Source organism: Acinetobacter proteolyticus (assembly GCF_000367945.1).
GTDB lineage: Bacteria > Pseudomonadota > Gammaproteobacteria > Pseudomonadales > Moraxellaceae > Acinetobacter > Acinetobacter proteolyticus.
This window is the reverse complement of the sequence record NZ_KB849178.1, coordinates 183,055-195,159: the sequence shown is the minus strand read 5'-3', so window position 1 is coordinate 195,159 and position 12,105 is coordinate 183,055. Positions and strand designations below refer to the sequence as shown.

General features: G+C 41.8%; 10 protein-coding genes. 4 read left to right on the top strand and 6 right to left on the bottom strand.

Going from position 1 to position 12,105, the window contains the following annotated elements:
- The 4 genes from F993_RS17540 to F993_RS17555 form a co-directional block, all read right to left on the bottom strand.
- Complete coding sequence (locus F993_RS17540; RefSeq protein WP_004652380.1) at window positions 1–1,206, bottom strand: RtcB family protein; 1,206 nt, start codon at window positions 1,204–1,206, stop codon at window positions 1–3.
- Window positions 1,207–1,459: 253 nt separating this feature from the next.
- Window positions 1,460–2,917 (bottom strand): amino acid permease, encoded by a 1,458-nt coding sequence (locus F993_RS17545; RefSeq protein WP_004652379.1) that lies wholly within the window; start codon window positions 2,915–2,917, stop codon window positions 1,460–1,462.
- 18 nt (window positions 2,918–2,935) lie between these two features.
- Window positions 2,936–3,952 (bottom strand): methyltransferase, encoded by a 1,017-nt coding sequence (locus tag F993_RS17550; protein WP_004652377.1) that lies wholly within the window; start codon window positions 3,950–3,952, stop codon window positions 2,936–2,938.
- Window positions 3,953–4,014: 62 nt separating this feature from the next.
- The gene (locus tag F993_RS17555) at window positions 4,015–5,373 is read right to left on the bottom strand and encodes a uracil-xanthine permease family protein (RefSeq protein ID WP_032812342.1); all 1,359 of its coding nucleotides are present in this window, start codon (window positions 5,371–5,373) and stop codon (window positions 4,015–4,017) included.
- Window positions 5,374–5,549: 176 nt separating this feature from the next.
- On the opposite strand from F993_RS17555, the gene typA reads away from it, so the two are divergent.
- The 3 genes from typA (at window position 5,550) to F993_RS17570 (ending at window position 8,551) form a co-directional block, all read left to right on the top strand.
- Window positions 5,550–7,385 carry a translational GTPase TypA gene (gene typA, locus F993_RS17560; RefSeq protein WP_032812341.1) on the top strand — a complete coding sequence of 612 codons (1,836 nt, stop codon included), beginning with the start codon at window positions 5,550–5,552 and terminating at the stop codon, window positions 7,383–7,385.
- Between the two features lie 245 nt (window positions 7,386–7,630).
- Complete coding sequence (gene mscL, locus F993_RS17565; RefSeq protein ID WP_004652374.1) at window positions 7,631–8,062, top strand: large conductance mechanosensitive channel protein MscL; 432 nt, start codon at window positions 7,631–7,633, stop codon at window positions 8,060–8,062.
- A gap of 156 nt (window positions 8,063–8,218) precedes the next feature.
- Window positions 8,219–8,551, top strand: coding sequence for a gamma-glutamylcyclotransferase family protein (locus F993_RS17570; protein WP_004652373.1), 333 nt, complete (start codon window positions 8,219–8,221; stop codon window positions 8,549–8,551).
- Window positions 8,552–8,612: 61 nt separating this feature from the next.
- Here the strand turns inward: F993_RS17570 and F993_RS17575 are convergent, their stop codons facing one another.
- The gene (locus F993_RS17575; RefSeq protein ID WP_004652372.1) at window positions 8,613–8,903 is read right to left on the bottom strand and encodes a peptidylprolyl isomerase; all 291 of its coding nucleotides are present in this window, start codon (window positions 8,901–8,903) and stop codon (window positions 8,613–8,615) included.
- Window positions 8,904–8,933: 30 nt separating this feature from the next.
- Window positions 8,934–9,755 (bottom strand): bifunctional DNA-formamidopyrimidine glycosylase/DNA-(apurinic or apyrimidinic site) lyase, encoded by an 822-nt coding sequence (gene mutM, locus F993_RS17580; RefSeq protein WP_004652371.1) that lies wholly within the window; start codon window positions 9,753–9,755, stop codon window positions 8,934–8,936.
- A 211-nt stretch (window positions 9,756–9,966) separates the two neighbouring features.
- Between mutM and F993_RS17585 the strand changes: the two genes are divergently transcribed.
- A complete protein-coding gene (locus tag F993_RS17585) occupies window positions 9,967–12,096 on the top strand; it encodes a TonB-dependent receptor family protein (protein ID WP_004652370.1) in 2,130 nt (709 codons plus the stop codon).
- Window positions 12,097–12,105: the final 9 nt, after the last annotated feature.

Genomic DNA, 12,105 nt, shown 5'->3' with positions numbered 1-12,105 from the left:
TTATCCTTTGATACATAAAATTTGTTTAAGGCTATGCATGATTTCGATTAAATCAGATTGGTTAGCCATCACCTGATCAATATCTTTATAAGCAGCCGGAATTTCATCAATTACTGCGCTGTCTTTTCGGCATTCGATGCCTTGGGTCTGCTGAATCAGATCATCTTGGCTAAACAGCAGTTTTGCTTTACTGCGGCTCATTTTTCTTCCTGCACCATGTGAACATGAGCAAAAGGACTCAGGATTCGCTTTACCTTTAACGATATAAGAACGAGCTCCCATTGAACCAGGGATAATGCCTAATTCATCTTGGCCCGCTCGAATTGCCCCCTTACGTGTGATTAAGAGATTCTCACCAAAATGAGTTTCTTGACTGACGTAATTATGGTGGCAATTAATCGCTTCTTTGGTCATTTGAAAAGGGGGGAGTAATGGTCGAATTGCCTCTAAAATCAGACGCATCATTTCACGTCGATTTTCAAATGCATATTCTTGTGCCCATTGCACGGCTTCAATATAGTCATTAAAACTATTTGAACCTTCAGCAAAGTAACTCAAATCCTTATCAGGAACATGGCCAAAACGATGTTGTGCTTCTTTCTTCGCCAGTTCAATGAAGTAGGTGCCAATCACATTGCCTAAACCACGACTGCCAGAATGCAGCATCACCCAAACATCCTGATTTTCATCAAGGCAGAGTTCGATGAAGTGATTACCACCTCCTAAGGTGCCGAGTTGTTTTTGCCAAGTGGCATCAAACTTTCTGAGCATCCGAACCAAGCCAGGATGCTTTTTAATGATCGGTTGTAAGCGTTTCTCCAGAGGGATAATGCTCGAAGCTTTTGCTTTTACTTGTTTATGTAACTCAACGCCTACAGGGACCTTGCGTTCAATCGCATGACGTAATGGCGCAAGGTTGTCAGGAAGTTGTGATGCTTTAAGGTTGAGTCGAATCGCATTCATCCCACAGCCAATATCAACACCGACAGCAGCAGGGATGATGGCGCTTTTAGTGGGAATGACGCTGCCTACGGTTGCACCTTTACCGACATGTACATCAGGCATCACGGCAATATGTGAATAAACAAATTGCAGTTGTGCCATTTTTTTGAGTTGTTCAATACTTTCGCTATCAATATCGGTTGTGAAAATTTTCACTGGAACACCATATTGTGCATCGGCATTGAGTATTTTTTGTATGCCCATTTTCTTGTCTCGGGATATTTTAATATTTCGTCCGAATAGGCATAAAAAAACCTAGCGAATGCTAGGTTGAATAGAGCATTCGGACAAGTGATCAATTGATTTGTACACTTGTCCGTGAGTCGACAGTGCCAAATCTTATGGTGTAGTTCCTAGTTGTAATGGCATGTTGTCGTCCTCCTATCATGTGGTGCCGTTGAAAATATGAGCGAGATTTTACTCATATTTTCATTGGGGTCAAGTAAAAAGCGGTTTTTTATTCGCCTTCTTTTACATTCATGTCTTTATAAGCAATCAGTTTAGTCTTGTGTTTCCACTTATAACCCAGCCAAATTGCCAAGAATAATGGAATACTGATATAGGTTGAAACTAAACCTAACCAGTCAATTTTTCCACCCAGTAAGGCTTGGTAGTTTTGACCTAAGATGATGATTGAACAGAGAATAAATGCAAACCAAGGTGCAAATGGGAAGAACTTGGCGCGGTAAGCCAGATCTTCAACTTTATAACCTTGAGCAATATAGCCCTTGCGGAAACGATAGTGTGAAATTGCAATACCGAGCCAGACAATGAAACCACACATCCCTGACATATTGAGTAACCAGTTAAAGACCTGTTTCTCGCCAATAAAGGTGGTCAGGAAGCACAGTGCAGCAACCGCAGTGGTCGCATAGAGTGCATTCATTGGTACGCCACGGCCATCCAGTCTTGAGAACCACTTGGGTGCACGACCTTCTTTGGCCATATCAAATAACATACGGGTAGAGGAGTACATTCCCGAGTTACCCGCAGATAAGATTGCACTGAGAATTACTGCATTCATTAAGCTGGCAGCAAAGGCAAAGCCTGCTTTTTCATATAAAAGCGTGAATGGAGAGAGGGCAATATCTTCGCTCTGAGCTGCTTTTAATAGCAGTGGATCGTCATAACTGACTAATGTACCAATGATGAAAATACATAGGATATAGAACAGTAAAATACGCCAAAAGATTTGTTTGATCGCCAATGGAATGGTCTTTTTAGGATCTTTGGATTCACCGGCTGCAACCCCAACCATTTCAGTCCCCTGAAAAGAGAATCCGGCAATCATGGCCACACCGATTAAGGCTTGCAAACCACCGACAAAAGGCGCTTCTTTATAAGTCCAGTGCTGAAATACCGATACATTGGGTGTCATCATGATTTTAAAAATCATCCAGATACCAATGATGATAAACACGATAATCGCAATCACTTTGATCAAAGAGAATAAGAATTCACTTTCACCAAACCCTTTTACAGTTAAGGCGTTAATTCCAAAAATAATGGCAAGGAAAATGGCACTCCAGTAAAAGCCTGGGATATCGGGGAACCAAAACTTCATAATGAACTGAACCGCAACCAGTTCAAAGGCAACAGTAATGGCCCAGTTATACCAATAGTTCCAACCTAAGGCGAAACCAAAGCCATCTTCGACATAGCGGCTACCATAGGTAAAGAATGCGCCAGATGTTGGGTTATGCGTAGCTAACTCACCTAGACTGGTCATCAAGAAATAAATCATGATTCCGATGAGGGCATAGGCCAATAACGCACCACCTGGACCTGCAGTGGCAATGGTTGAACCTGAAGCAAGGAATAAGCCTGTGCCGATCGATCCACCAATGGCAATCATGTTCAGGTGTCGAGCCCCGAGCTTGCGCTGAAGGTGTTGAGGAGCAGATGTATCGCTCATAAAAATTCCTTAAAATGTTTATTTTGCACAGGCATATAACACCTTGAATCCTTGTTGATCGGCTTTCACCAGACATTCACCAAAGCTTTGTTCAATCAGAGGAGGGTAGTTTAGAAAACGATTTGCTACGATCCATAATTCACCTGAGTTTTTCAGATGTCTTTTCGCACGTTGGCAAAGTTCCTCACTCGCATCGTAATTGGTATGAATTCCCTGATGAAAAGGCGGATTGCTGACGATCGCATCTAAATCATTCGGTGCATCTACAAAACCAGTGACAGCTTGGAGATTTAACTGAGTTAAATTCAGACCATTTCGTTGAAAGGTCAGCTCAGTCGACCGTAATGCAAATGCATCAACATCAAGTGCAAAAATTTGCCGATTCGAATCTAGTTTGGCCAAATAAGCACTAATAATTCCAGCACCACAACCAAAGTCGGCAATCTTACCTGATTTTACTTGACTAAGGTAAGGGACTAATACGGCTGTGCCGACATCTAAATGATCTTGACTAAATACACCAGGCAAGGCACAGATATTTAACTGTTCTTGATCTATTTGAACTGTATAAGTTTTTAACCAATGTTCAAGTGGTTTTAACTGCTCGGTTTTTTCGATCTTCATTTGCCAAAGTTGGCAGTGACGTGCACTGTCAAGTTTCAGTGTTTTGCCATATTGCAATAATTGTTTTGCTGCCCGCTCAACGCCGCCCTTTTTTTCGCCAACCAGAAAAATATTTTGATCAAGTTTTAAATGGCTAACCACAACGTGCAGAATATAATTTAGTAATTCTTTCGACTTGGGAACGAAAATAACAACCTGATCAAACGATACTTGTGGGAATTCCACGGAAAAATGAGAGCGAATTCCAGAACGGATAAAACCTTGATGATCAGCATAATTCCAAGTCCATACTGAGGCTTGGACTTTATTGGGCAAATTTTTGGCGAGTTGATCATTTGGGGCATTAATCAGTAAAACTTGCCCGCTTAAATAATCTTGCTGTCTGATGACAACTTCACTACGTGGATCCATTTTGATCTCTCATCAAAAACAAAGCCCAGTCGTGAAACTGGGCACTTGTCATGGTTGGATGATTATTTATGTGTTTCAGGTAAAACAATATTTAAAATTAGGGCCGCGATACCACCTGTTGCGACACCAGAACTGAAAATATTTTTAAATAGTTCAGGTAGATGCTCAAGAATCTGGGGTACTTGTGCAACACCGAGTCCGAGTGCGAGCGAAATCGCAATAATTAGCAAAGCGCGACGGTCGAGGTGAATACTGGAAAGAATATTGATACCAGAAGCCGCAACAGCCCCAAACATCACCATCACAGCGCCACCAAGCACCGCTTGGGGTACGGCTTGAATCACGGCAGCAACAGCAGGGAATAAGCCTAAAATCACCAAGAGCACGGCAATCCAAATCCCGACATAACGACTTGCGACACCCGTCAATTGAATCACGCCATTGTTTTGTGCAAACACTGAGCTCGGGAAGGTGTTGAAGATACCTGCTAAGAAAGAGTTAGCACCGTTGACGAGTACGCCGCCTTTAATCCGTTGCATCCAAACAGGACCATCGACCGGTTGATTAGAAATTTTACTGGTCGCAGTAACATCGCCAATCGCTTCGAGTGAAGTGACCAGATAGATGAATGCCATTGGAATGAACAAACTCCATGAGAAGCTGAGTCCAAAATGCATCGGTGTTGGAATTTGAATCAAGGGAGCATCATTAAGTACTGAAAAGTTTAAATGCCCCATAAAACCGGCAAGAATATAACCAATCACCAGTGCAATTAAAATTGCTGAACTTTTCACCCAAATAATTTTAATACGATTGAGTAGAATAATAATTCCAAGTACGGTACATGACATGATCAGGTTATCTGCATTGGCAAAGGTATTGTCTTGCATCGCGGTATAACCACCGCCCATGCTAATCAACCCTTCTTTAATGAGGGTCAGACCAATCAACAGCACCACAATACCTGTGACTAATGGGGTAATCAGCTTTTTTACCCATGGCAAAATCCGAGAAACACCCATTTCAATAAATGAACCTGCAATCACCACACCAAAAATGGCTGCCATGACTTGCTCAACAGCGGTACCTGCAGCAACCATTGCGCTCCCAATACCAATAATTGGACCAATAAAGTTAAAACTTGTACCTTGGACAATCAGCAGCCCTGCACCAAATGGACCAACTTTTTTACACTGTAAAAAGGTTGCAATTCCTGAAATGATTAAAGACATCGAAAGGATCATATTGGTGTCTTCACGAGAGACGCCAAGTGCCAAACAAATCAGTAAACCAGGGGTGACAATCGGGACTAAAATCGCTAAAAGATGCTGTAAAGCGGCTAAAAATGCAACAAAAGGTTTCGGTCGATCATTGAGTCCGTAAACCAGATCAAGCTGCTGCTGAGGTTGTGAATTCGACATGGGAGTATAAAAAGCGAGAGGCATTAGTGGAATATTCTAATAGAGTTAGCTCGCTTTACCAACGATTCTATGACACTTCGTCAGAAAAAAAGTGCACTGTCAATAAACTGTCACTACTAAAGTTTAGTATTTTTCTGTATAATTTGCCCTCAAATTTAAAGCGTATCGAATTTTACATGTCAGATATTAAAACTCTCCGTAACATTGCCATTATTGCGCACGTCGATCATGGTAAGACGACTCTAGTCGACAAACTTTTACAACAATCAGGTGCTCTTGGTGATCGCGCAGGCGAGATTGAACGTGTTATGGATTCTAACGCGCTTGAGTCTGAACGTGGTATTACCATTCTTGCAAAAAACACTGCAATCAAATGGTTAGACGCACGTACAAACACCGAATACCGCATTAACATTGTGGACACCCCGGGACACGCCGACTTCGGTGGTGAAGTTGAACGTGTAATGTCGATGGTTGACTGCGTATTGCTTCTTGTAGACTCACAAGAAGGTCCAATGCCACAAACTCGTTTCGTAACGCAAAAAGCGTTCGCGCGTGGTTTGAAGCCAATCGTAATTATTAACAAAGTCGACAAGCCAAGCGCGCGTCCAGATTGGGTAATCGATCAAGTATTTGATTTGTTTGATAACCTTGGTGGTACAGACGAACAGTTAGACTTCCCAATTGTTTATGCTTCAGGCTTACGTGGTGTTGCTGGTCCTTCACCAGAAGAATTAGCGGAAGACATGACACCGTTGTTCCAAACGATTGTAGATATTGTTGAACCACCAGCAGTTGATGTTGATGGTCCTTTCCAAATGCAGATTTCATCACTTGACTATAACAGTTTCGTTGGTGTTATCGGTGTTGGTCGTATCCAACGTGGTTCAGTGAAATTAAACACACCAGTAACTGTGATTGATAAAGAAGGTAAGACACGTAACGGTCGTATCTTAAAAATCATGGGTTACCACGGTTTAGAGCGTGTTGATGTAGAATCTGCATCAGCAGGTGACATCGTATGTATTACAGGTATTGATGCATTAAACATTTCTGACACGATTTGTGATCCGAAAAATGTAGAAGCTTTACCTGCATTGTCTGTAGACGAACCTACAGTTTCGATGACATTCCAAGTAAACAACTCACCATTCGCTGGTAAAGAAGGTAAGTTTGTTACTTCACGTAACATCCGTGAACGTCTTGATCGCGAATTGATTCACAACGTAGCATTACGTGTTGAAGATACTGACAGTCCAGACCGTTTCAAAGTTTCTGGTCGTGGTGAACTTCATCTTTCAGTATTGATTGAAAACATGCGTCGCGAAGGCTTTGAAATGGGCGTATCACGTCCACAAGTCATCATCAAAGAAATTGATGGTGAAAGACAAGAGCCGTATGAAAACGTAACGTTTGACGTTGAAGAACAGCACCAAGGTTCTGTAATGGAGCAAATGGGTCACCGTAAAGGTGAGATGACCAATATGGAAGTTGATGGCAAAGGCCGTATCCGTATTGAAGCAACTGTTCCTTCACGTGGTTTGATTGGTTTCCGTTCTGAATTCTTGACCATGACTTCTGGTACAGGGATCATGACATCAAGCTTCTCTCATTACGGTCCTGTGAAACAGGGTAGCGTAGCGAAGCGTCAAAACGGTGTATTGATTTCAATGGTTCAAGGCACGTGCTTGGGCTATGCACTGTTCACGCTTCAAGACCGTGGTCGTTTATTCGCGAAGCCACAGTTAGAAGTGTATGAAGGGATGATCGTGGGTATTAACTCTCGTTCAGACGATATGGTTGTAAACCCAACTAAAGCAAAACAGTTAACCAACGTTCGTGCATCTGGTACTGATGATGCTTTAACTTTGACACCTGCAATTGAATATACGCTTGAACAAGCACTTGAATTCATTGAAGATGATGAGTTAGTAGAAGTAACACCAAAATCGATTCGTATTCGTAAGCGCTACTTGACTGAAAACGAACGTAAGCGTAACCGCGATAAATAATTTTTCTTCACTGAAAAATGACAAAACCGCTAAATTTATTTAGCGGTTTTTTATTGCATAAACCTAAGCGGAAGAACATGCTTAAACACATATTTTTATTAAAATAAAAAGTGTTGTTAAAGTGTGAAATAACTTTCTTTTTTTGATAAAAATATTAAATTAGCAACATTATGTGAATAACTGCGCCTGTGTAATAAACAATGCAAAAACAGACCGCGATCAAGTTCAACTCTGGAGAGTTATAGATGAGTATTATTAAAGAATTTAAAGAATTTGCCATCAAAGGCAACATGATGGATTTAGCGATTGGTGTCATCATTGGTGGCGCTTTCGGTAAAATCATTGATTCATTAGTGAAAGATATCGTGATGCCGGTGATTTCATGGATCTTGGGTGGTGATGTGGATTACACCAACTGGTTCCTTATCCTCGGCGATAACCCGAACAATGTGACGACCCTGAAAGCAGCACAGGATGCAGGACTGAATGTATTTGCTTATGGTAGCTTCTTAACCATTTTGATTAACTTCTTGTTATTGGCATGGGTTGTGTTCTTGTTGGTGAAAGTGATGAACCGTATCCGCAAACAAGAAGAGGCTGCACCTGAGCCTGAAGCAACACCAGAAGATGTTCAATTGTTACGTGAAATTCGTGATGAGTTGAAAAAACAAGGTTAAGTCATCTTGTAAAAAAACGGCATTTGAGGTGCCGTTTTTTATTACCTATTAAAATAGATTGTCACTGGATAATGCAGTGACAATCATCATTTTACATAGAAAAATTGCTGCTTTCATTTTAACATGCTGTGCATATGATGAGGGGAATTAACCAACATGAACCAATTATTTGTATATGGTACCCTGTGCCCAAATCGAGAAAATGCCCATATTTTGGGAGAAATCGGGGGTGACTGGCAGCAGGCTTCGGTGCATGGCACCATTCATATTTTGGATTGGGGGCCAGATCAAGGTTTGCCTGCAATGGTGCTGAATGAAGCAGATCCTTTGGTGGAGGGCTATCTATTTAGTACGGATAAATTAGAACAGAATTGGCAAATGTTGGATGATTTTGAAGGGATGCAGTACCAACGGGTAGAGGTTCAGGTTCAGTTGTCTGATGGCGGCACAACATTGGCATGGACTTATGTGATGAAGCCTCAGGATTAAAAGGTTTTTTCACAGAACAGGCTGAAGAGCTTAAATCAGCATTTAAGCTCAAACCCAGCGATTATCTCAAACCATCCATACGGAATTTGACTTCGATTAGATGGAAGCCAAACTGGCTTTTAATCGGACCATGTAAAATACGCTCTGCTGCGCTAAACACTAGTTTGTCGATTACAGGGACCAACTGACCTTTTTTCACCTCTCCAAGCTCACCACCACGTTTTGCTGAATTACAGGTTGAATATTGTTTGGCAACCTTGCTGAAATCTGCACCCGACTGAATGCGTTTTTTTAGCTGCTCAGCCAAGTCTTTGTCTTTCACTAGAATATGTCGAACAATCGCAGTTTGCATGATGTGTTCTCCTTCGTACATTTCATAAGCTTACGCTTTTTTTAACTTCAGTGGCTGGCATTGCGGGCAGAATACACTGGCACGTTGACCTAATTTCATGTTTTCCAATGTGGTTTCACAATTCACGCACATTTCACCTGCACGGCCATAGGCCAAAAGCGTTTGCTGAAAATAACCATTTTCACCCATGGCATTGCTATAGTCACGTAAGGTAGACCCACCTAAATCAATTGCTTGTTTTAAGATGCGTTTAACTTCAATGACCAATTTTTCCACTTGTGCTTTGCTCAGCGTCGAAGCAGGTTGTGCTGGATGAACCCCGATGTTGAATAAACTTTCAGTCGCATAAATATTGCCGACACCAACCACCACATGGTTATCCATCAAAGCAATTTTAATGCCGACATTTTTTTTGCTCAGCTTTTCATGAAGGTAACCCGCATTAAAATCTTCGCTTAATGGTTCCGGACCAAGCGTGTCGATCAGTTTACTTTGATTGTGTTGGTCTAACCACAAAATACAGCCAAAGCGACGTGGATCATGGTAGCGGAGTTGCAGATCTTCAAAATCAATCACCAGATGATCATGCTTTCTGAGTGCTTCATTGGGCTCACATAGACGAAAACTACCAGACATACCGAGATGCCAGAGCATATGGTCTTGTTCAAATTCAGCTAAAATATATTTAGAGCGACGTTTAAGTTGAGTCAAACGTTGTCCAAGCAGTTTTCCTAGATCGTTCGGAATCGGCCAGCGTAAACTTGCATTCAAGACGTTGACTGCTTGAACACGTTGTTGCAACAGCGGCAGCAGGCTGGTTTTGGTGGTTTCAACTTCAGGAAGTTCGGGCATAGAAAGCTCAAGTTGTTTCAACAACAATACAATGAGGGCAAATGTTTGACTTACAATTATGACGGTATTTAATTTTATTTACCAATGCCGATCAGTAACCAGATTATTGATGGTTTTGGCTAAAATGAATGATGTAAGACAAATATAAAATAATCAGATGCTTACTTTTAGAAATCATCCTTTCGAAATTTTTGAGAAATAAGGAATCTTCATGCCTTCACTGAAAATTAACCTTTTATACGGTTGCGTCGCAATGTGTATGGGGGCGGGTAGTAGCGCTGTTTGGGCAGCTGAATCAGATCCAGATCAAGCGGTGCAGCTTGCAACGATCAAAGTTGAAGCGACACGAACCAATACCACGTATATGCAAACGCCTGCATCGATCTTTAGGGTAGATATGCCTAAAAATGATCAATCAGCACAGGTCAATTTAACCGAAGTGGTGAAAGGCATTCCAAGTGTTCAATTACGCAATCGCGAAAATTACGCGCAAGATTTGCAGCTCTCGATGCGTGGTTTTGGTGCACGTTCTACCTTTGGTGTGCGCGGGATTCGTTTATATACCGATGGTATTCCAGCAACAATGCCAGATGGGCAAGGTCAAACCTCGAATATTGATTTAAGTAGTCTCAGTCATCTTGAAGTATTAACCGGCCCATTTTCATCACTATACGGTAACTCATCAGGTGGGGCAATCTTGGCAACGACCAAAGAAGGTCAGGGCAAAGACTCGATTGAAATGAGCTATGCGGGAGGCAGTCACAACAAGAATCGTGCAGATCTGGTGTTGCAGGGTGGTGCAAAAAATCAAAATGAACCAAGTTATGTGATTAGTTCATCTTACTTTGATACCGATGGCTATCGTGACCATAGCAGTGCAGAAAAAGTCTTAAATAATGCGAAACTGACGTGGAACTTAGATGATGGCACTAAAATTAACTGGGTCACTAACTATGTCAAGATTCATGCTGATGATCCTCAAGGATTGAATCGAACTCAATGGCAGCAAAATCCGCGTCAAGTCAACGATGCGAATAATCTTTATAATGTGCGAAAAGATATAGAACAAACACAAACGGGCGTGACTTGGTCTAAACCGATTAATGATCAGCATGAACTGTATGCGATGGCGTATTTCGGTAATCGTCAGGTGACGCAATATCAATCAATTCCCCAATCCGCGCAAAAAAATCCTAATCACGCTGGTGGTGTGATTGATTTTGAACGCAATTATTACGGTGCTGATTTCCGTTGGACAGGTAAAGAACTATTGCCGAATACAAGCTTTAGCGCAGGGCTTGCGGTTGATAGCATGGATGAAGATCGTAAAGGGTATGAGAACTTTAATCTGGTTAATGGTTCGCCATCTTATGGGGTGAAAGGCACATTGCGTCGCGATGAAGACAATACCTTGTGGAATGTTGATCCCTATATACAAGCCTCTTGGCAGTTTTTACCGACTTGGCGCTTAGATACGGGTGTGCGTTATAGCAATGTGCATTATAAATCTAAGGATCAATATTTAAGCAATGGCAATGATAGTGATAAAACGGATTATAACAAGGTGTTACCATCGGCTGCCTTAAGCTGGCAAATTGCACCTGAGTTATTGGCCTATGCTAGCTATGCCAAAGGCTTTGAAACCCCAACCTTTACTGAAATGGCTTATCAGGCGGATAAGGATAAATCTGGATTTAACTTCAATTTAAAACCTTCGAGCAGCGATAACTATGAACTCGGCGTAAAATCACAAAATCAGCTCGGTGATTTTACTTTGGCTGTTTTTCAGAGCAAAACCAAAGATGATATTGTTTCAGCAGGCACTTCAAATGGACGTGCGACCTTTCGGAATGCCGATAAAACCTTGCGCCAAGGGGTTGAGTTGGCATGGAATAAAAAGCTCTGGAAAGACTTAGAAATGAATGCCAGTTATGGTTATTTGGATGCCAAGTTTGATGCCGCAATTCCGGCTGTCGGTACTGTCAAGGCTATTGAAAAGGGCAATGCAATTCCGGGGATTGCCAAGAACCAAGCTTATCTCGGTTTGGCATGGAAACCTGAGCAAGGCTTCTATGCGGGGGCAGATGCGCAGTATATGGACAAGGTTTATGTAGATGATGTGAATAGTGATACAGCGCCAAGCTATACTGTTGCTTCAATTTATACAGGATATGCATGGAAATATGCAGATTGGGGGATTAATGGCTTTGCGCGTATTGATAATTTATTCGATAAGAACTATGCAGGCTCTGTAATTGTGAATGATAGCAATAGTCGCTTCTTTGAACCTGCCGATGGTCGTAACTGGAGTGCGGGAATTAAAGTCAGCAAGCAGTTCTAAGCGAAAAGA

Bases quoted from the DNA above. Each gene is read 5' to 3' on its own strand.
- F993_RS17540 (WP_004652380.1), bottom strand. From the start codon at position 1,206: ATGGGCATACAAAAAATACTCAATGCCGATGCACAATATGGTGTTCCA.
- F993_RS17545 (WP_004652379.1), bottom strand. From the start codon at position 2,917: ATGAGCGATACATCTGCTCCTCAACACCTTCAGCGCAAGCTCGGGGCT.
- F993_RS17550 (WP_004652377.1), bottom strand. From the start codon at position 3,952: ATGGATCCACGTAGTGAAGTTGTCATCAGACAGCAAGATTATTTAAGC.
- F993_RS17555 (WP_032812342.1), bottom strand. From the start codon at position 5,373: ATGTCGAATTCACAACCTCAGCAGCAGCTTGATCTGGTTTACGGACTC.
- typA (WP_032812341.1), top strand. From the start codon at position 5,550: ATGTCAGATATTAAAACTCTCCGTAACATTGCCATTATTGCGCACGTC.
- mscL (WP_004652374.1), top strand. From the start codon at position 7,631: ATGAGTATTATTAAAGAATTTAAAGAATTTGCCATCAAAGGCAACATG.
- F993_RS17570 (WP_004652373.1), top strand. From the start codon at position 8,219: ATGAACCAATTATTTGTATATGGTACCCTGTGCCCAAATCGAGAAAAT.
- F993_RS17575 (WP_004652372.1), bottom strand. From the start codon at position 8,903: ATGCAAACTGCGATTGTTCGACATATTCTAGTGAAAGACAAAGACTTG.
- mutM (WP_004652371.1), bottom strand. From the start codon at position 9,755: ATGCCCGAACTTCCTGAAGTTGAAACCACCAAAACCAGCCTGCTGCCG.
- F993_RS17585 (WP_004652370.1), top strand. From the start codon at position 9,967: ATGCCTTCACTGAAAATTAACCTTTTATACGGTTGCGTCGCAATGTGT.